The organism is Lawsonibacter sp. OA9 (assembly GCF_022440585.1).
Window position 1 is genome coordinate 2,018,767 of record NZ_JAKNTI010000022.1, and the last position, 19,156, is coordinate 2,037,922.

Below are 19,156 nucleotides of genomic sequence, written 5' to 3' on the forward strand. Positions count from 1 at the left end.
AAAATTAGTATATCATACATACGGAGAATTTCCTATGAAAAAATATCGCTTTCTCTCTCTACTTCTGCTGTTCCCCATGGTACTGACTTTGTTCACCGCCCCAGCCGCTGCCCTGGAGGAGCCTGACCTGTTTTGCACCAACGCGGTACTGCTGGATGCCAATTACAACGAGGTACTGTACGACAAGGGGGCCTATGAGAAGGCCTATCCCGCCAGCACTACCAAGGTCATGACCGCCCTTCTGGTGCTGGAAGCCATTGAGAACGGTCAGCTCTCTCCCTCTACCATGGTCACCGCCGGCCCTACCCGGATGCAGGATATCCCCTCCGGCGCCGGCTATGTGGTGGCCAGCTTGAAGGAGGGCGAAGTCATGTCGGTGGAGGACCTGCTCTACTGTGTCATGCTCCCCTCCGCCGCCGACGCCGCCAATGTATTGGCGGTAGAAGTAGATGGTACCATCGAGGATTTCGTAGCCCATATGAACCGAAAGGCCGGGGAACTGGGTTGTCAGAACACCCATTTCACCAACACAGCCGGCATGCACAGCGAGGACCACTACTCCACAGCCTATGACCTGGCCCTGATCTTCCAGGCGGCCTTGGAATACGACCTGTTCCGCACCATCATCAAGACTGCCGCTTACACTGTACCCGCCACCAATCTGTCGGCGGAGCGGTATTTCTACAACACCAACGGACTTATCTCCAACCTCTGGTACTCCGGCTATGTCTATGACAAGTGTATCGGCGGCAAGACAGGCAACACGGACGAGGCTGGCCGCTGCCTCATCGCCGCCGCCGAGGACGGGGACACTCTGCTCATTTCGGTGGTGCTGGGCTCCGGCCCCATGGAGCAGGAGGGCTATGAGGACTTGCGCCAGGGACAGTTGGTAGAGAGCAAACGGCTGCTGGAATACGGCTTCAACAATTTTGAACGCGTCACCATCACCAAGGGGACCGAGCCCGTGGACAAGGTGGCGGTCACCATGTCCCGCCAGGCGGACGAGGTCAATGTCAAGCCCCAGGGCTCCATCACCCGCACGCTCCCCAAGGACATGGATTTGGACGCCATTGAAACCAAGATTGCCCTCTTTTCCCAGGAGGTGGAGGCCCCGGTGGAGGAGGGACAGGTGCTCGGCGTTATGACTCTGTCCTATGAGGGCGAGGTATACGGCAAGCTGGACCTGGTAGCGGTCAATTCCGTGGAACGGTCCGAGCTGTTGTATAAAAAGGAGCAGTTCATCTCCTTCTTCCAGGATACCTGGGTCCAGATCGTCCTGGCTGTCGTTCTGCTGCTGGCCGCCTTTATCCTGCTGAGGCTGCTGGTCTTCCGCAAGAAGCGGCGGTATCGCTCCGGCACCGGCGCCCGCTCCCGGAGCAATTATCGGGGCATTCGAAAATAACCTTCTCCTCCAGTGGGATAGAGCGGGACCTGTCAGCTAGTTTGACCAGGTCCCGGTCCACCCGTCAGGGCGCCCCTTTCCGCGGACCTCGCGCCCGTGCGACGTCATGTGCTCCAACATAAAAAAACAGGCACGGCTGGGCTGAGGACAGCTCCCTTCCGCGCCTGTTATCTATGGTCATCATGTCGAGCTCACCCAGCTCAAATGAGAGTTTTCAGTGCCTGGGCCATCTGGTCAGGACAGGAGGTGCTCTTAGCTCCGCAGCGGATGCCCTCCAGCCGCCCTATGGCTTCTTTGACTTCCATCCCCCGCAGCAGTGAGGACAAGCCCTGCAGATTTCCGCTGCAGCCGCCCTCTACCCGGACTGAGAGGATGCGTCCCTCCTCTACCTCTATTTCAAACAGATGGGAACAGACACCCTTAGGTCTGTATCTAATCGTCATATGGTTCACCCCATTTCCTCCGCTATCATAGCAAAATCGGAGGAAAAAGGCAAGTATTTCTCTCCTGTATCCGTTATGCCTGGTGTTTTCTCTGCAGTTGAAGCCGGTCGGCGATCATGGCGATGAACTCACTGTTGGTGGGCTTTCCCTTGGCGTTGGAAACGGTATAGCCAAAGTATTTCTGCAGCGTCTCTAAATCGCCCCGGTCCCACGCCACCTCGATGGCATGACGGATCGCCCGTTCTACCCGGCTGGCAGTAGTATTGAACCGCTTGGCCACTTCGGGATAGAGGACCTTGGTCACCGCATTGATCACGTCCATATCCCGGACCGCGATCAGGATGGCCTCCCTCAAATACTGATAGCCTTTGATGTGGGCGGGCACTCCCACCTCGTGGATGATGGCCGTGACCTGCTTCTCCAGATCGACGCCCCGATCACCCTCTGTTTCTATGGCTGTCCCACCGGTGAGGTCCCGAATCCGCTCACACAGGGCACTGCTTCGACAGGGCTTCACCATAAAATAGTCAGCCCCCTTTGCCGCAGCGGCATCCGCGATCCCGCCTCTGGTATAATTGGACAGCACCAGGATCTTGGGGCGTTTCTCCATCTTGTTCAGCTGTTCCAGCACCTCCAGGCCGTCCAGGCCCGCCAGCACAATCTCCATCACCACCGCGTCCGGCATCAGCTCGCTCACCATACGGACTAACTCAGCCCCATCGCCTGTCTGACCGGCCACTTGGATATCCGCCTCTCCGGACAGGCTGTCTACCAGACCCCGCCGGAAGTCCTCTCCAGCGTCTGCAATCAATATTCGTTTGATTGCTTCCATCATGATATCACTCCTACTGCTTCATATGTCCTCGTCCACAGTTGGGACGGGTTTCGACCGGCCACCTATAATCTAGCATAATCAGACAGCATATTCAAGCCAATTCTTCTATATTTTTCCATGAACTTTTCTTTAATTTTCGACATTTTTGGAATATTTTGGATGTTATCTGTGGAAGTTTGTGTCGTATTAGAAAGAAAAAGGGCCTCAGGTGTGGTATCCTGAGGCCCCTGGCTCAAGACATCTGGGCTTGGCGGCAGCTGTCGGCCTGTCGGATCATATTTTCCGCCAGGATGCCATAGCCCCGCTGGGGGTCGCTGACCAAGACGTGAGTCACAGCGCCCACCAGCCTGCCGTCCTGCAGGATCGGGCTGCCGCTCATTCCCTGGACGATGCCGCCGGTGGTCTCCAGCAGCTCCTGATCGGTCACCTGGACCATCAGGTTACGGGTCCCATCCCCATCCAGAAAGAGTTTGGTAATCTCGATGTCAAACTCTTCCACCTTGTCCCCCCGGATATTGGACAGGATCGTGGCTTTTCCAGTGTGGATCTGCTCCCTGTCAGCCACTTCTACCGGCTCCAACCCCTGGGTCAGCTCGTTTTGGTCCAACTGGCCAAAGATACCCAGATTGGTGTTGGCGTAGAGTGTTCCCAAGTCCCGGGTCAAATCAAATTGCCCATGGAGTTCACCGGGCTGGCCGCTGACCCCTTTTTTCACATCAGACACCGTCGCCTCCATGATAGCGCCCGATTCCAGCGGCATAAGCATGGCGGTATCCACGTCGTTGATGCCATGGCCTAGGGCGGCGAACACACCGGTCTCCGGGTCATAGAAGGTCACTGTTCCGATGCCCGCCATTGAGTCTCTCAGCCAGACGCCCAGTTGGTAATTCCCCTGACTGTTGGCTACAGGGGCGGTAGTCAGCTGCAACTGCCGCTGGCCCCGGACCGCCTGAATGGTCAGTTGCTCTCCCTGCTGCTGTGCCACCATCTCCTGTATTTCTTCGATGGTGTCCACCTCTTCCCCATTGATATGGGTAATCACGTCTCCCGCCTTCAAGCCGCAATCCCGCCCGGGGTATTGGGCGCCCCGCTCTGTTTCCACCGGTGAGAGGCCCACCACCAGCACACCGTCAGAAAAAAGCTTGATACCCACTGCCCGGCCCAGGGGGATCACCTGTTCGCCAATCTCGGTATCCACGGAAGCGGCGGCGGACAGTCTAGGCATTGTCAGCATGGCGGGCGCGGCCGCTTCCGAGGCCCTTCCCCCATCTCCGGTCAACAGGATAGCCGCTAGAAGACACAGCCCCAGCACACCCGCCAAAGCGCCGGCCATACCGGGGCCGCCCTTCTGTTTTGGTCCTTTCTCCATTTGTTCCACCCCCTTAAAAACGAAAGGGCGGACGGCACGTTCAAGCCGTCCGCCCTCTCATTATGACCGTGTCGGGGGAGATTCAATCAAGGGTAGACCTTCCACCCTTTCCAGCTGTCCGCGCTTCGTCCTATCTGGGACGGACAATGGAAAAAGGACCCTGGACCCTAATGTCAGCAAAGGAATATTTTTTAGCAAAGACAGACTGGAGGACCCCCAATGGAATCCCTCCAGTCTGTCCGATCCATTTCCTTTCCCTGAAGCTGGGCGCTTTTTACAGCCGCGCGGACCACTCCGCCTCTCGGAAGCCCACCAGCACAAAGTCATCCGCCACCAGGATGGGCCGTTTGACCAGCATTCCGTCGGTGGCCAGCAGTGCCAGCTGATCCTCCTCCGTCATGGTGGGGAGCTTGTCCTTCAGTTCCAAAGACTTGTACAATAGGCCGGAGGTATTAAAAAATTTTTTTAATGGCAAGCCGCTGGCCTGCCACCATCCGCGCAGCTCTTCCGCCGTAGGATTATTCTCCTTAATGTGTCTCTCGGTGTAGGACACGCCCCGGTCGTCCAGGAATTTTTTGGCCCGCTGGCAGGTGGTGCATTTGGGGTAACATACAAACAGCATGGTCGCCGCCTCCTTTTTTCCTATGGTATCATGTTTCTCAGGGCGGCGCAACCAAAAGAGAACATTTCAGCCAGAAGTTCTCTGCTGAAAAATATCATAGTTGGAATGAAAATCCTTTTTTACCTCATTTCGGGCGGTACGGTCGTATCCCGTCCCAGCTCCTCCCCCAGCTTTTGCAGCTCTCCCAGGGTCGATACGCTGATATCGCTCTCCAGCAGACGCAGCCGGGCCCGTGGGGGCATCTTGTCCCAGTAGGACAGCAGCACCGGGTCGTGGCCCACCACATCCTGTGGCAGACGGTAATATTGCTCCATAAGCTCTCCTCCTTCTCCCACAGCTTGCCCGAAAAAGGGGGAGAGCATACGAAAAAGAGCCTGCCATGTCAAATCATGGCAGGCCCCTAGCGGCGGTGTTATTCCTGGGGCGGATTCTCCTGGGCTTCTGTTTCCTGAACCTCCGCTTCCTGATGGGCAGACGGCTCCGCTGCGCGCTCCACAGGCTCCACCCGCGCGACCACCTCCACCTCATCGTCGGCAGAACTCTTCAGCTCGGCGATGCGGTCGTTGTTGGCCTCGATCGCCGCCTTGGCCGCAGTGATCTTCTCGCAGGAGGCGGCATAGGCCGCCTCAGGGGCGGCACCCTTCTCCGCGTAGTACAGCTTACCCAGCTCGATGTACGCCTTTTTGATGGTGTCCTCCTCGCCCATGTTGGCGGTCTTTAGCTTGGCGATCTCCGCCAGCCGCTTGGACTGGGCTACACCGGCCTGGGCCAGGTCAGTGGCCTTTTCCTTGAAATTATCAAAAAATCCCATGGTATCGTTGCCTCCTTCATTCCATACGGTCGCCCGTTTGATGGCTTCATTTTATCCTATTTTGTTTTCCCGCGCAAGGACCTTGCCCCCGATTTAATGTTTTTTTCATCTTTGCTATATCTTTCTTTCAGGAATGGAATAAAAACGGAGCCTCCGGACATTCCGGAGGCTCCCGTTTCCAACTACATGTATCGCTCAATACCGTCCAAAGTCACCGGAGCGGCCCTTGGTCACATCGGTGCCGAATTCATAGTCCTTGCCGGGCAGGATGGCGTTGAGGGCGATGCCAGCGATGGCCGCAATGGCCAGGGAGGTCAGCGTCACGGAGGCGCCGCCCACATGGAAGGTCAGTCCGGAGAACTCGTTGTTGTTGCCCCAGATCTTGAAGCCCAGGCCGCACACCATGATGACGGCCGCAATAATAAGATTGCGGGAGTTGGTGAAATCCACCCGGTTCTCCACCACGTTGCGCACGCCGATAGCGGAGATCATGCCATAGAGGATGAAGGACACGCCGCCGATAATGGCGGTGGGGATGGAGTTGATGACGGCGGCAAACTTGGGAGAGAAGGACAGCACCACCGCATAGACAGCGGCCAGCCGGACCACCTTGGGATCAAAGACCTGGGACAGCTCCAGCACACCGGTGTTCTCGCCATAGGTGGTATTGGCGGGACCGCCAAACATTCCGGCCAGGGAGGTGGCGATGCCGTCGCCAATGAGGGTGCGGTGGAGGCCCGGATTCTCAATAAAGTTCTCCCCCACCGTGGCGGAGATGGCAGACATATCCCCGATATGCTCCATCATGGCCGCCACGGCGATGGGGGCCATGACCAGGATGGAGGTAAGGTCGAACTTGGCCAAGACAAAGGGCTGCAGTCCGACCAGTTCCGCAGCGGCCATGCCGGAGAAGTCCACCTGGTTGGTAGCCAACGCTACCACATAGGGGATCACAACGCCCAGCAGAATAGGAATGATCTTGATCATGCCCTTGCCCCAAATGTTCGCCGCGATAACAACAGCGATGGACAGAAGGGCCAGCCACCAGTTCGTGGAGGCGTTATTGATCGCGCTGGGGGCCAGGGACAAGCCAATGAGGATGATGATGGGCCCGGTGACTACGGGGGGCAGGTAGCGCATGACCTTGCGCACGCCCAGCAGCCGGATCAGAGCGGCCAGCACCAGATACATCAGGCCAGCTATCACGATGCCGCCCAGGGCGTAGGGCAGCTTTTCCTCTCCGGTCATATTGGCATAGATGCCGGAATCTAGCTGGGCCACCGCGCTGAAGCCGCCCAGATAGGCAAAGGAGGAACCCAGGAACGCTGGCACCTTCAGCTTGGTACATACGTGGAAGAACAGGGTGCCCACACCGGCGAAAAACAGGGTGGTCTGGATGGAAAGGGGCAGCCCGTAGCCCTGGACCAGGATGGGGACCAGCACGGTAGCGCCGAACATGGCGAACATATGCTGAAGGCCGAGGATCAGCATTTTGGGCAGGCCCAACTGACGGGCGTCGCGGATAGGCTCGTGGTGATTCATTTACATTTCTCCCTTCACGTTTGGCACACAAAAAAAGACAACCACATTGTGATTGTCAGCGGCAGATAGAAATGAGGGCCCCGTCAAACTTAGGCCAGCTAAAAGGCTCATACATGGTCATGACGCGCTCCCCCTTTCTCGTTCCGAAGTATCATAACAGAATTTCCGACAGGACGCAAGAGAAAATGTTATGTTTTCGGGATTTTTTCTCGAAAGATAAAAGATTTTTTCTTCTCTGCCGGCTTGTTGGTCGTTCCGCGCATTGACTTTTTTCCCCTGGGGAGATAAACTAGTTTTGATTTTTCCCTCTTGGGGAGTTTTTTGCCTTCCCGCTGGGAAGGCTTTTCTCTGTCCCGCCCCATACCAAAGATAAAGGAGCGATCTGCCATGAAGCGGCCCTTCGTCACCCTGGAGCAGCTCCAGGAAATCGTCAAACAGTACCCCACCCCCTTCCACCTTTACGATGAGAAGGGCATCCGTGAAACCGCCCGCGGCCTGTACCGGGCCTTCTCCTGGAATCCAGGCTTTAAGGAGTATTTTGCCGTCAAGGCCACCCCCAATCCCCAAATTCTGAAGCTCCTGCGGGAGGAGGGCTGTGGCGTGGACTGCTCCTCCCTCACCGAGCTGATGATGAGCCAGCGGTGTGGCTTTGCCGGGGACGAGATCATGTTTTCTTCCAATGATACGCCCGCCGAGGAATTTCAGCTGGCCGCCGAATTGGGGGTCACCATCAATCTGGACGATATCAGTCACATCGACTTTTTGCGGAACACCATCGGCTATATCCCCAAAAAGATCTCCTGCCGCTATAACCCTGGCGGCACCTTTACCCTGGGCGAGAGCAAAGAGGGCTTTCAGGTGATGGATAACCCTGGGGAGGCCAAATACGGTCTGACCCGGCCCCAGATGACCCAAGCATTCCGCCGGCTGAAAGAGCTGGGCGCCGAGGAGTTCGGCATCCACGCTTTCCTGGCCTCCAACACCATTTCCAACGAGTATTACCCCGCCCTGGCCGCCATTCTCTTCCGCACCGCTGTGGAGTTGAAGGAAGAAACCGGCTGTCATATCACCTTTATCAACCTGTCCGGCGGAGTGGGCGTCCCCTACCGTCCGGATCAGCCTGCCAATGACATCGCGGTCATCGGCGAAGGGGTACGGAGGGCCTACGAGGAGATCCTGGTCCCCGCGGGGATGGGTGATGTGTCCCTCTGCACCGAGCTGGGCCGGTTCATGCTGGCTCCCCACGGCCACCTGGTCACCCAAGTTCTCCACGAGAAGCGCACCTATAAGGATTATATTGGGGTGGACGCCTGTGCCTCCAATCTGATGCGGCCGGCCATCTATGGGGCCTATCACCACATCACTGTGATGGGCAAGGAGGACCTGCCCTGTGACCACAAGTACGACGTCACCGGCGCCCTGTGTGAGAACAGCGACAAATTCGCCATCGACCGGATGCTGCCTGAGATAGACATTGGTGATCTGTTGGTCATCCATGACACCGGCGCCCATGGCCACGCTATGGGCTATCAGTACAATGGACGGCTCCGTTCCGCCGAGGTCCTGCTGTGCGAGGACGGCTCTACCCGCCTGATCCGTCGGGCCGAAACGCCGGAAGACTATTTCGCCACCGCTATTTGGGAGTAAGGCGTCTGCCGGGGACAGAGGGCTGTATACAACTCCGCGCCCATTTCCAGGGCGATTTGGAATTTGTACTCCATGTCCAGGCACAGCTGGTGCGTCAGACTGTTCATCAGCTGGTCCAAAAGCTGGCACCCCTCCTCATTCAGCCGCCCCTTCAACTGATTGTAATTTTTATCCACGATTTCACCACTAGCCCGATAGTCCGGGTCTTTCATCATTTCATTTCGGCATTCCAAGACATAGTCATACAGGATTCTTACCGTTTCTGTCATTTTTGTCTCTCCAAAAATACATCCAAACGGATTTATTTTATTGTAGTAAATCCGTTTGGATTTGTCAAGAGGTAAAATAATAAATGACCAAATTACCAGAAAGACTCCGCCTTCTTCGGAAAGAGCGCCACATGACCCAGGCGGAAACTGCCCAGGCCATGGAGATGGTCTATATCACCTACCGCCGTTACGAAACCGGAGAACGGGAGCCGGACGCCTCCACCCTGGTCCGGATGGCCGACTTCTACCAGGTCACCCTGGATTACCTGGTGGGCCGGTCTGAGAAAAGGAGCTAGTATTTTGAACATCATGGGTGAGATCGCCGTTGTGTTCGGCGTTTGTCTGATCTCCGAGGGCATCTCCTTTCTGCTGCCCTTCCCCTTTCCCGCCGGGGTCATCAGTCTGGTGCTTCTCCTGCTACTCCTCTTTTCTGGAGTGGTAAAGGAGCGGCACATTGGCCGGGTCTCCGGCTTCCTGGTGGACAATATGGCCTTCTTCTTCGTCCCGCCCTGTGTAGCCATCATAGAGCATTGGGAGAAGCTTCTTCCCTACCTGATCCCCTTCTTTTTTATTGCCGTAGTCACCACTCCCCTGGTCTATCTGGTCACCGCCTGGACCATCCAGCTACTCATTCGTCGGAAGGGGGGGAAAGGCCGGTGAGAGACATTCTTTTCTCCTCCCCCTTCTTTGGCATTGTGCTGACCTGCGCGGCCTGGAGCGTGGCTCAGTGGATCCAGAAACGGACCGGCTGTTTCCTGCTCAACCCCCTTGCCGTGGCCGTGGCTCTGATCCTGTCGGTATTGGCAGCCCTCCGTCTCCCGTATGAGGACTACCAGCAGGGCGGCGATGTCCTCTCCCTGCTCCTGGGCCCAGTGACCGCGGTGCTGGCCCTGAATATCTACCGCCAGCGTCAGCTACTAAAGGAGTATTTTTTCCCTGTCCTGGCGGGGTGCTTCACCGGCTGTCTCACTAGTCTTGGGTCCATCCTTCTGCTGTGCAAACTGCTGTCTGTGGACAGTGTCATTGCCTCCTCCCTCCTGCCTAAAAGCGTCACAACCGCTATCGCTGTTGCCATCTCGGACAGCAACGGTGGTATTCAGGGCATCACAGTCACCGCCGTGCTAGTGGCCGGAGTAATAGGCGCTATCTTTGCCCCCCTTTTCGCCAAACTGTTCCGCGTCACAGACCCGGTGGCGGAAGGGGTGGCCATCGGGGCGTGCAGCCATGCTCTGGGTACCTCCAAGGCCATGGAGATTGGCGCTCTCCAGGGGGCTATGAGCTCTATCGCCCTATGTGTATGCGGCATCATGACCTCCATCATCATCATGTTTTTCTAATCCGCATAAAAGCAGCCCGTGCCATCGGCACGGGCTGCTTTGTCTTTTATCATAAATTAGCGTTTCTTGCTGAAAATACGCTCCAAAATATCCCAGTCGTCGTCACTGACCTTGGGCTTCTCCGGTTCGGCAACAGGAGAAGCGGCCGACTGCCCCTCTCCAGCTGGCTGCCCAGCATCCTGGGACGGAGCCTGGACTGCGGGACGCTCCCCAGCAGCGCTGGGGGCAGTTGGAACACTGTTGGGCGCCTGGTCAAACCCGGTAGCGATGACAGTGACCCGAATCTCGTCCTCCAGGGACTCATCAAAGGCAGCGCCGAAGATGATATTGGCGTCGGGGTGAGCGGCCTCTTGGACCAGGTTGGCCGCTGTCTCTACCTCCTCCAGGCCGATATCCATAGAGCCGGTCACATTGATCAGCACGCCCTTGGCGCCGTTGATAGAAGTCTCCAGCAGGGGGCTGGAAATAGCCATCTTGGCAGCCTCCTCAGCCTTATTCTTGCCCGCGGCGCGGCCAACGCCCATGTGGGCGCACCCCGCGTCCTTCATGACGGCGGACACATCGGCAAAGTCCAGATTGATAAAGCCGGTGTTATTGATCAGGTCAGAGATGGACTGGACGGCCTGCTGCAGGACATCGTCCGCAATCTCAAAGGCGTTGAGCATGGTGATCTTCTGGTCCGTGGCCAGCTTCAGCCGCTCGTTGGGGATGATAACCAGTGAATCCACCTTGTTGCGCAGTTCAGCAATCCCGTTCTCCGCCTGCTTCATACGGCGCATTCCCTCGAACCGGAAGGGCTTGGTGACCACACCCACGGTAAGTATCCCCAGCTCCTTGGCAATATCGGCCACGATGGGGGCCGCGCCAGTGCCGGTGCCACCGCCCATGCCGGCGGTAATAAAGACCATGTCAGCGTCCTCCAGGACCTTGGAGATCTGGCTACGGTTCTCCTCGGCAGACTTGCGGCCCACCTCAGGATCGGAGCCCGCCCCCTGGCCGTTGGTCAGCTTCTCGCCGATCTGTATCTTCTGGCCTGCGCCAGAGAGCGACAGCGCCTGCTTGTCGGTGTTGACCGCGATGAAATCCACGCCCTTGGTGCCGGTACGGACCATACGGTTGACCACGTTATTGCCGCCGCCGCCGACGCCCACTACCTTGATGTTTACTACGCTTTCAGGACCCATATCCAATCCGAAGGCCATTGTCGTTCCTCCTATGTAAATGTGGAAGCTATCGCCGCAAAACAACCTGTTGTGGATAGCTTCCGCTTGTGAAGTCTACATTTTGTTATATTGTATCGCTCTTTCCTTTGCCGGTCAAGAGAAAATCTCGCTTCCGACGAAACTTTCCGTCATTTTCCAATACTTCCCATCAATCGGGAGAATACACCGCGGCGTAGTCCTGCTGTGTCAGGTCCATGGTGCCGGATGCCTGACTGCCAAACTCCTCCTCCGCCTTGGCCACCGCCTGCTCCAGCACTCGGAGCTTATAACTAAAGTCCGCGTTAAGGGGCATTTTTACCTCAAACCGCTCCAGATAGTGCAGTTTGACCTGGGTGTCACTCAGTTGGATGGAGGACACCCGGTCCACCGCCTCCATCTCCTCCAGAGTGGCCAGCAGATCCAGCAGGGCATCCAGTCTGGGCTGCTCCGCCTCTGGGATCTCCAGCATGGTACCCGCCTTTGGTGACAGGGCGGTGAGCCCTGTCACCTCGATGGCTCCGCTGTCGGCGGGCGCCGGCTCCAGCAGCTTGCCCCCCACACTGATGAGCCATGGCTCCGAAGCCGCCTGGAGGGTGGCCGGCTGACTGCCGGAGGAGCTGGCCTCTGGGTCCTCCGCCGGCTGCTCCGGTTCCTCCACTGTCACCGCCGCACCCGGTTCCGGGGGCAGGATCTGGGCGACAGCGTCCCACTCGGACACCGTAATGACGATGGTGCTGGGCAGAGAGCGGCGGATCAGAATCTTCTCCACATAGGGCAGCTGCCGCAGCACCTGATTCCCGATCTGATACTTATTCATTCGGTAGAGATTGTCGCCGATTTGGATGCCGGAGGCGTCTATCACCTCTTGCTGTGTATAGCGGCTGTTTCCTGTCACAGCGATGGTCTCCACCTGGAAAAATACTGTGGCCCCTATGGTCAGGGCGATGACCACAGCCAGGGCGCAGAGCAGCTTGAACAGAGGGCCAAAGCGCCCTCTGTTCTTCCTGCGTGTTCTGCTGTGGTTCTTTCTCGGCATACGATCCTCCCTGGCTCCGCCGGGCTCCCATCCGGTTCCTGCCGGAAGTCTGCACAGCTTCGCCGCTGGTTCTCTGTGTTCCCAATGGTCCCCCTCTGGTCAATCCGGAAGCTCCTGAATATCCGCTCCCAGGGCCCGCAGGTTCTGAGGCAGCTTCTCATAGCCCCGGCAAATATGGTGCAGGTCGGACACCTCCGTGGTCCCCTCCGCCCCTAGTCCGGCTACCACCAAGGCGGCCCCGCCTCTCAGGTCCGTGCTTCGGACGGCGGCTCCATGGAGCCTTCCTACCCCGGTGACTACCGCCACCCGGCCGTCTACCCGGATATCCGCCCCCATGCGGCGCAGCTCGTCTACATGGCCGTACCGGCTATCAAACATATTCTCCACAAACATGGTGGTCCCCTGCCCCCCAGTCAGGGCGGCCATCAGGATGGCCTGCCCATCGGTAGGGAAACCGGGATAGGGCGCGGTACGCACAGTTGGGATGCTCTGAAGCGGCCCCCGGCTCTCCAGCAGAATGTGGTCCGGTCCGGAAGTCAGGCGGCAGCCCGCCTCCTCCAGCGCACTGAGCACCGCGGTAAGCGTCTGGGGCTCCGCCCGGGTCAGCTCCACCTCTCCTCCGGCGGCGGCCGCCGCGCATAGATATGTAGCCGCCGCGATCCGGTCCCCCATGACGCAGTGCTCCGCCGGATGGAGCGGCACGCCGCCCCGGATGGTGATAACCGAGGTCCCTGCCCCCGACACCTCCGCCCCCATAGCCCGCAGAAACCCTTGCAGGTCCACAATTTCCGGCTCGCGGGCGGCGCCTTGGATCAAGGTGACCCCCGGACAGCCGCAAGCGGCCAGCATGGCGTTTTCCGTCGCGCCCACGCTGGGCAGGTTCAGGCAAAGCTCCCTTCCCCGGAGGGCTCCGCCTCCCTGGCAACGCAGGCACCCCTGGTCCTCCCGGATCTCCGCACCCAGACGGCGCAGAGCGGACAAGTGCAGGTCGATGGGCCGGGGGCCCAGCTCACAGCCGCCGGGATAGGTCAGCTCCGCTTCCCCCAGCCGGGCTAGCAGCGCGCCCAGAAAGATCACAGAGGAGCGCATCTCCCGCATCAGCCGGTCCGGAATGTCCGAACGGCACAGGGCAGAGGCATCCACCAGGACAGTATCCCCCTCCCGCTCCGTCCGGCAGCCCAGAAGGCGCAGGATGTCCAGGGTAGCAGATACGTCGGACAGGTCGGGACAGTTGTGGATGACACTCTGACCCGGGGCCAACACGGCGGCGGCCAGGATGGGCAGGACACTGTTCTTGGCCCCCTGAACGGACAGGCTGCCCGATAGGGGCCGTCCGCCCTCGATTCGATAAAAGCTCATGGGATAGCCTCCAAATTTCTTTGATTCAGGCTATCCTATGCGGAAACAGTCCATTTGGTTTATGAGGCGGTCCCGCCCCTTCTTATGCTTTGTCTCGCATGATTTCCCGCAGGGTCTGGTATATCTTCTCCCCGGCGTTGGGCACAGCCATGGCGTTGAGGGCCCGGACCATGGCGTCCCGCCGGTCCCGCTCCTGCATCAGCAGCTCCACAGTATCGTAGAGGGTATGCTCCCCGCAGTCCTGCTCCCGCAGGAGGATCGCCGCCCCCTGGTCAGCCAGCACCCGCGCGTTCTTTTCCTGGTGGTTGGCAGTGACATTGGGGGAGGGGACCAGCACCGAGGGCTTGGCGATGGCGGTGATCTCCGAGATCGTGGAGGCCCCCGCCCGGCACAAGACCACGTCGGCGGCGGCCATGACCAGGGGCATATCATAGATATACTCCCGGACCTCCACCCCGTTGTCCCCCAGCTTCAGCCCCCGGCGAAGAAGCTCCTCCCGCATCCAGGGGAAGTCCCGGCCGGCGCCATGGATATGGCGGATGGGAGCGCCCTCATAGCACTCCTTGGCGATGAAATCCACCATCTTCTGGTTCATGACCTCTGCCCCCAGCGAGCCCCAGTAGGACAGCAGCAGAGGCCGCTCGTCGGCGAGGCCCAACTTCTCCCGCGCCTCCTGGCGGGTATACTTGAAAAAATCGCCCCGGACCGGGGTGCCGGTGACCACCACCTTGGAGGGGTCGTCGTAGTGGGAACGGCTCTCCTCAAAGCCCACCATCACCCGGTCCACCACTCTGGCCAGGGCCTTTGTGGTCAGGCCTGGGACGGCGTTTGACTCATGGACGGCGGTGGGGATCTTCCGGCGGGCGGCCTCGTTGACCACAGGGAAGGAGGCGTAGCCGCCGGTGCCCACCACCAGGTCAGGCTTAAACTCATCCAGAATAGCCTGAGCCTGCTTTTTGGACTTCCGCATATTCATCAGGGTGCCCAGGTTGTGGGCGATATCAGCAGGGGCAAAGGAGCGGTGGAAATTGGTGATGGTAACGGAGCGGATCTCGTAGCCCTCCTTGGGCACCAGCTTATTTTCCATCCCTCCATCGGCCCCCACGAAGAGGACCCGGCAGCCTGGGTGCCGCTCCTGGAAGATATGGGCCAGAGCCACCGCGGGATTCACATGGCCGGCGGTACCGCCGCAGGTAAACAGAATGTTCATAAAACACCTCTTCTGTGAGCGTGAAGAACAGATGCCTTATCTTAGCTCTCCACGCTTTCTATCAGTCCTTTTTCGGCGCCGGAATCTGCCGGGAGATGCTCAAAATAATGCCCATCTCCGCCAGTTGTATCATCAGCGCGGTACCCCCGTAGCTAAAGAAAGGCAGGGAGATGCCCGTGTTGGGGATCAAGTTGGTGACCACCCCGATGTTTAGAAATACCTGGGCGGCCAGCAGCGTGATGATACCCACGATGGTCAGGGTGCCGAATTTGTCTCTGGCGTGGAGGGCCAGCCAATAACCACGCATGATAAGCAGGGCGAACAGGATCAGGACGATGGCCGCTCCAATGAAGCCCAGCTCCTCCACTACGATAGAAAAGATAAAGTCATTTTCCGGCTCAGGGATGTAGAGAAACTTCTGGCGGCTCTTGCCCAGCCCCAGGCCCAGCAGGCCGCCAGAGCCGATGGCATAGAGGGACTGGATGGGCTGATAGCCCGCGCCCTGGGGATCGGACCAGGGGTCCAGCCACAGGTTGATCTTCCGCGTCATATAGTCGGTGGCAAAGACCACAAAGGTAAGGGCGGCCACAGCAAAGGAGCCCAGCCCTACGAACCATCCCAGATTGATGCCTGATGCGAAAAGGACGGCGGCGGCCCCCACCATGATGAGGATGGTACCCGACATATGGGGCTCCATGACCACCAGTACCAGCACCAGGGAAAGCACTGCGCCGTAAGGCACCAGCTCCAAAAATCCGATGCGCTCCAGCCGATTCAGAGTCCGCCCGGTGAGCGTCCGGTTGGTAAACTTCTTTTTCCGCTCGGTGTCCCGCTTGGACAGCCGGGCCGCGAAAAACAGGACCACCGCCACCTTAGCAATCTCGGAAGGCTGAAAGGTGGGGCCGGCCACCAGGAAAAGATAGAGCCAGCGTTTCACCTGGTTGATCTCTACGCCGATGGGCGTCAATACCAGCACCAGCAGCGCAATCGCGCCCACCAGCACAAAGACAGACATCCAGCGAAAACGCTGGTAATTGATCTTGGATGTCACATACATCACCAGCAGACCTGCCGCGGCATAGGCGGCCTGCCTTCGGATGTAGAACATGGGGTTGTTCTGCACATTTTGGGACGAGTCATAGTAGGCCGAGGCAAAGGAAGCGGAAAACATCATGATGAGCCCGATCCCCACCAGCATGAGCACCAGCATCAGGAAGGGCAGGTCCATGGGGCCGCGGGCCAGCTGCTCCTCCATGGTCAGGTCACGTTTTGCTTTTCTGGCGATAATGTCCACCTCCTTTGATCAAATGGGGACGTACTCGGACAGGGATCCGGAAAAGCGCGGGGCTGCTCTCTCCCGGCGTCAGACCGGATAGCGGTTCATTACTCCCAGAAAGGCCACGACGCACAGCACCAACGTCAGTCCGGAAAAGACACAAAAGAGCTTGGTTTCGCTCCAGCCGCCCATCTCCAGATGGTGGTGGAGGGGCGCCATGCGAAAGAACCGCTTTCCGCCTGTTTTCTTGAAATAGACTACCTGGATAATATCGGACAGCACCTCAGCCACATAGACCAGGCCGATGATGGGGATGACCAGGGGGATATTCAGGGCGAAGGCCAGCCCGCACACCATACCGCCCAGAAAGAGGGAGCCTGTGTCCCCCATAAAGACCTTGGCGGGATGGAAGTTATAGAGCAGGAAGGCGGACAGACCGCCGGCCAGGGCAGCAGAGAGTACCGTCAGGTCATCCCGGCCGTACCAGGCGGATACGCCCACATAGAACAGGGCCACAGGGATGGTGACGCCGGTGGCCAGCCCGTCGATGCCGTCGGTCAGGTTGACGGCGTTGACAGTGCCCACCATGACAAAAGCGGCGAACACCATGTACACCACCCAGGGAAGGGCCAGCTCTACATTCAGGAAGGGGATATACAAATTGGGGGTCAGATAGCCGCTTCCGCGCAGCAGCACAGTGAAGACGATAGCCGCCGCAAGCTGGAGCAGGAACTTCTGACCGGCAGTCAGCCCCTCGTTGGCGTGGTGGCGCAGCTTCTGAAAGTCATCAATAAAGCCGATGATTCCGAAGACCAGAGCAAACAGAAACACATACAGGTGGTTTCGGCTTCCCCGAAGCAGGTCCTCCCACCCGGCTGTAAGCACGGCCACGCCGATGGCCAGGATAAACATGATGCCGCCCATGGTGGGGGTCCCCTGTTTGGCCATGTGCCAGGTGGGTCCATCCTCCCGGATGGACTGGCCCGCCTTCAGCCGGCGAAGCAGCGGAATCAGGATCTGGCCCGCGATAGCGGCCACGCCAAAGGCCACGATAAAGCTCAGTATATATGTCATGTCGGAACCCCTCCAGGTCGTCTTTCTCTCAAGTAAGTCAAACCGCGCATATGCGGCCTATTATTATACTATGCCCGCCGGAGTTTTTCCAGTCCTTTCTTGTCGTTCCGGCAGAGTTTTAAGCCTTTGCACACACTTTCCCGTCCCTTTTCTTGGAAATGGCACGCCTTTCTCACGGCTCCGCCCCACTCCCCGCCAGCGCCGTGCCGGCCCGCGCTTGGGCGGCCGCCTTAGGAGGCGTTTTTTGCGCGGCAAACCAGTCGGCTACGATCTCCCGCTCGTCCAGATGATGGAACACGCCGTTGATCTCCTGATAGGTCTCATGGCCCTTGCCCGCCAGCACGATCACATCGCCAAGCTGTCCCTGGGACAGGGCCCAGCCGATGGCCGCAGGCCGGTCCGGCTCCACATGGACCTTCTCCAGCTCCCCCTCCATACCGGACAGGATATCGGTGATAATGGCCTGGGGATCTTCCGTCCGGGGATTATCCGAGGTGACCACCACCACATCGGCCAGGTCCTGGGCGATGGCCCCCATAATGGGCCGTTTGGTTTTATCCCGGTCTCCCCCGCAGCCAAACAGACAGATGAGACGCCCGGCGGTAAAGTCCCGCGCGGTGGTCAGGATGTTCTCCAGGGCGTTGGGGCTGTGGGCGTAATCGATGATGACGGTATAGGCTGGAGGAACAGGGACCACCTCCACCCTGCCCTTTACCCCGTGGACCGCAGGCATGACCCGAGCCATCTCCTTCAGACCCAGGCCCAGGCACAGTCCGGCGGACAGGGCCGCCAGGGCGTTGTAGATAGAAAACCCTCCGGGGATGGGCAGGTGGACGCGGACTAACCTGCCGGTGGAGAGCGCGTCAAACTCCACGTGGCTGGGGAACAGGCGGATATTTTTGGCGCTCAAATTCGCCTGGGTCCTGTTTTCCGAATAGGTAAACACCGGACATCTGACCCGTTCCAGATACCAGCGGCCCGCTGGGTCGTCCAGGTTCAGCACCGCCTGGCGGCACTGGTCAAAGAGCAGTCCCTTGGCCGCTCGATATTCCTCCATGGTGTGGTGATAATCCAGGTGGTCTTGGGTCAGATTGGTGAACAGCCCCAGGTCAAAGGTCAATCCCGCCGTCCGGTGCTGGACCAGGGCGTGGGAGGATACCTCCATTACCACATAGGTACAGCCATTGTCCAGCATCTGGCGCAGAAGGGCTTGGAGCTCATAGCTCTCCGGGGTGGTGCGGTGGGCAGGCAGCTCCTCCCGCCCTATCATGTTCCGATTGGTGCCGATCAGGCCCACCTTGGCCCGGCGCGTCCCCTCCAGCAATTCTTTGATGAGGCTGGTGGTGGTGGTCTTGCCGTTGGTCCCGGTGACCGCCACCAGGGTCATAGCGTCCCCCGGATGTCCAAACCAGTTGGCCGAGAGAAGGGCCAGAGCCAGTCTGGTATCCTCTGTCACCAGCCAGGGACCCGGCCGATCCGGAGCCCGCTGGCACAGGACGGCCGCGGCGCCTCTCTCCAGAGCCGTGTCGATGTACCGGTGACCATCCGTCTTATCTCCGGGCAGAGCCACGAAGAGAGCGCCGGGCTCCAGGGTCCGGCTGTCATAAGAAATGGAATTTATTTCCATCTCCTGGTCAATGTTACCCCCCTTGAGGGGGACGCCGTTCAACAATTGGCGCAATTTCATGTCGTCACCCCTCAAGGGTGGGTTTGATTCTCTAT

21 protein-coding genes are annotated in these 19,156 nt (G+C 58.7%); 5 read left to right on the forward strand and 16 right to left on the reverse strand.

Annotation, left to right across the window (positions count from 1 at the left end):
- Positions 1-34: 34 nt before the first annotated feature.
- Positions 35-1,402, forward strand: a complete 1,368-nt coding sequence (locus tag MCG44_RS10980; protein ID WP_240288250.1) for a D-alanyl-D-alanine carboxypeptidase family protein — start codon at positions 35-37, stop codon at positions 1,400-1,402.
- Between the two features lie 200 nt (positions 1,403-1,602).
- Here MCG44_RS10980 and MCG44_RS10985 read toward each other — a convergent pair whose 3' ends face one another.
- From MCG44_RS10985 to MCG44_RS11020, 8 genes are all read right to left on the reverse strand, one after another.
- Positions 1,603-1,845, reverse strand: coding sequence for a TIGR03905 family TSCPD domain-containing protein (locus MCG44_RS10985; protein WP_147571500.1), 243 nt, complete (start codon positions 1,843-1,845; stop codon positions 1,603-1,605).
- A gap of 73 nt (positions 1,846-1,918) precedes the next feature.
- On the reverse strand, positions 1,919-2,677 hold the full coding sequence (gene spo0A, locus MCG44_RS10990; RefSeq protein WP_186852151.1) for a sporulation transcription factor Spo0A: 759 nt from the start codon (positions 2,675-2,677) through the stop codon (positions 1,919-1,921).
- 235 nt (positions 2,678-2,912) lie between these two features.
- Entirely contained in the window at positions 2,913-4,049 is a 1,137-nt protein-coding gene (spoIVB, locus tag MCG44_RS10995) for a SpoIVB peptidase (protein WP_240288252.1), read from the reverse strand.
- 274 nt (positions 4,050-4,323) lie between these two features.
- A complete protein-coding gene (locus tag MCG44_RS11000) occupies positions 4,324-4,671 on the reverse strand; it encodes an arsenate reductase family protein (RefSeq protein ID WP_147571504.1) in 348 nt (115 codons plus the stop codon).
- 119 nt (positions 4,672-4,790) lie between these two features.
- On the reverse strand, positions 4,791-4,985 hold the full coding sequence (locus MCG44_RS11005; protein ID WP_147571506.1) for a hypothetical protein: 195 nt from the start codon (positions 4,983-4,985) through the stop codon (positions 4,791-4,793).
- 98 nt (positions 4,986-5,083) lie between these two features.
- The gene (locus MCG44_RS11010) at positions 5,084-5,482 is read right to left on the reverse strand and encodes a serine proteinase (protein ID WP_147571508.1); all 399 of its coding nucleotides are present in this window, start codon (positions 5,480-5,482) and stop codon (positions 5,084-5,086) included.
- A 195-nt stretch (positions 5,483-5,677) separates the two neighbouring features.
- Positions 5,678-7,024: a uracil-xanthine permease family protein gene (locus MCG44_RS11015; protein ID WP_240288253.1), complete on the reverse strand. Its 1,347-nt coding sequence runs from the start codon at positions 7,022-7,024 to the stop codon at positions 5,678-5,680.
- Between the two features lie 188 nt (positions 7,025-7,212).
- Positions 7,213-7,413 (reverse strand): hypothetical protein, encoded by a 201-nt coding sequence (locus MCG44_RS11020; RefSeq protein WP_240288254.1) that lies wholly within the window; start codon positions 7,411-7,413, stop codon positions 7,213-7,215.
- Between MCG44_RS11020 and MCG44_RS11025 the strand changes: the two genes are divergently transcribed.
- The gene (locus tag MCG44_RS11025) at positions 7,412-8,671 is read left to right on the forward strand and encodes a diaminopimelate decarboxylase (RefSeq protein WP_240288256.1); all 1,260 of its coding nucleotides are present in this window, start codon (positions 7,412-7,414) and stop codon (positions 8,669-8,671) included. The genes MCG44_RS11020 and MCG44_RS11025 overlap by 2 nt on opposite strands.
- Here the strand turns inward: MCG44_RS11025 and MCG44_RS11030 are convergent.
- Positions 8,644-8,940 carry a DUF6809 family protein gene (locus MCG44_RS11030; RefSeq protein ID WP_240288257.1) on the reverse strand — a complete coding sequence of 99 codons (297 nt, stop codon included), beginning with the start codon at positions 8,938-8,940 and terminating at the stop codon, positions 8,644-8,646. The two genes, MCG44_RS11025 and MCG44_RS11030, sit on opposite strands and share 28 nt — an antisense overlap.
- Before the next feature lie 83 nt (positions 8,941-9,023).
- Between MCG44_RS11030 and MCG44_RS11035 the strand changes: the two genes are divergently transcribed.
- From MCG44_RS11035 to MCG44_RS11045, 3 genes are read left to right on the forward strand one after another with little or no spacing between them, the layout of a single operon-like run.
- On the forward strand, positions 9,024-9,236 hold the full coding sequence (locus tag MCG44_RS11035; RefSeq protein WP_240288259.1) for a helix-turn-helix domain-containing protein: 213 nt from the start codon (positions 9,024-9,026) through the stop codon (positions 9,234-9,236).
- A 13-nt stretch (positions 9,237-9,249) separates the two neighbouring features.
- Positions 9,250-9,600, forward strand: coding sequence for a CidA/LrgA family protein (locus tag MCG44_RS11040; protein WP_240288919.1), 351 nt, complete (start codon positions 9,250-9,252; stop codon positions 9,598-9,600).
- Positions 9,597-10,277: an LrgB family protein gene (locus MCG44_RS11045; protein WP_240288261.1), complete on the forward strand. Its 681-nt coding sequence runs from the start codon at positions 9,597-9,599 to the stop codon at positions 10,275-10,277. Before MCG44_RS11040 ends, MCG44_RS11045 begins: the two co-directional genes overlap by 4 nt.
- Before the next feature lie 56 nt (positions 10,278-10,333).
- On the opposite strand, the gene ftsZ is transcribed toward MCG44_RS11045, so the two are convergent.
- The 7 genes from ftsZ to MCG44_RS11080 all read right to left on the reverse strand — a co-directional run bounded on the left by ftsZ (position 10,334) and on the right by MCG44_RS11080 (position 19,121).
- Entirely contained in the window at positions 10,334-11,479 is a 1,146-nt protein-coding gene (ftsZ, locus tag MCG44_RS11050) for a cell division protein FtsZ (protein ID WP_240288263.1), read from the reverse strand.
- A gap of 169 nt (positions 11,480-11,648) precedes the next feature.
- Entirely contained in the window at positions 11,649-12,515 is an 867-nt protein-coding gene (locus tag MCG44_RS11055) for a cell division protein FtsQ/DivIB (protein ID WP_240288265.1), read from the reverse strand.
- Positions 12,516-12,614: 99 nt separating this feature from the next.
- Positions 12,615-13,874, reverse strand: a complete 1,260-nt coding sequence (murA, locus tag MCG44_RS11060; protein ID WP_147571537.1) for a UDP-N-acetylglucosamine 1-carboxyvinyltransferase — start codon at positions 13,872-13,874, stop codon at positions 12,615-12,617.
- A gap of 82 nt (positions 13,875-13,956) precedes the next feature.
- Positions 13,957-15,084 (reverse strand): UDP-N-acetylglucosamine--N-acetylmuramyl-(pentapeptide) pyrophosphoryl-undecaprenol N-acetylglucosamine transferase, encoded by a 1,128-nt coding sequence (locus MCG44_RS11065; RefSeq protein WP_186851927.1) that lies wholly within the window; start codon positions 15,082-15,084, stop codon positions 13,957-13,959.
- Between the two features lie 61 nt (positions 15,085-15,145).
- Complete coding sequence (locus tag MCG44_RS11070; protein WP_186852149.1) at positions 15,146-16,312, reverse strand: FtsW/RodA/SpoVE family cell cycle protein; 1,167 nt, start codon at positions 16,310-16,312, stop codon at positions 15,146-15,148.
- Positions 16,313-16,447: 135 nt separating this feature from the next.
- The gene (gene mraY / locus MCG44_RS11075) at positions 16,448-17,434 is read right to left on the reverse strand and encodes a phospho-N-acetylmuramoyl-pentapeptide-transferase (protein WP_147571541.1); all 987 of its coding nucleotides are present in this window, start codon (positions 17,432-17,434) and stop codon (positions 16,448-16,450) included.
- A 172-nt stretch (positions 17,435-17,606) separates the two neighbouring features.
- The gene (locus MCG44_RS11080; RefSeq protein WP_147571543.1) at positions 17,607-19,121 is read right to left on the reverse strand and encodes a UDP-N-acetylmuramoyl-L-alanyl-D-glutamate--2,6-diaminopimelate ligase; all 1,515 of its coding nucleotides are present in this window, start codon (positions 19,119-19,121) and stop codon (positions 17,607-17,609) included.
- Positions 19,122-19,156: the final 35 nt, after the last annotated feature.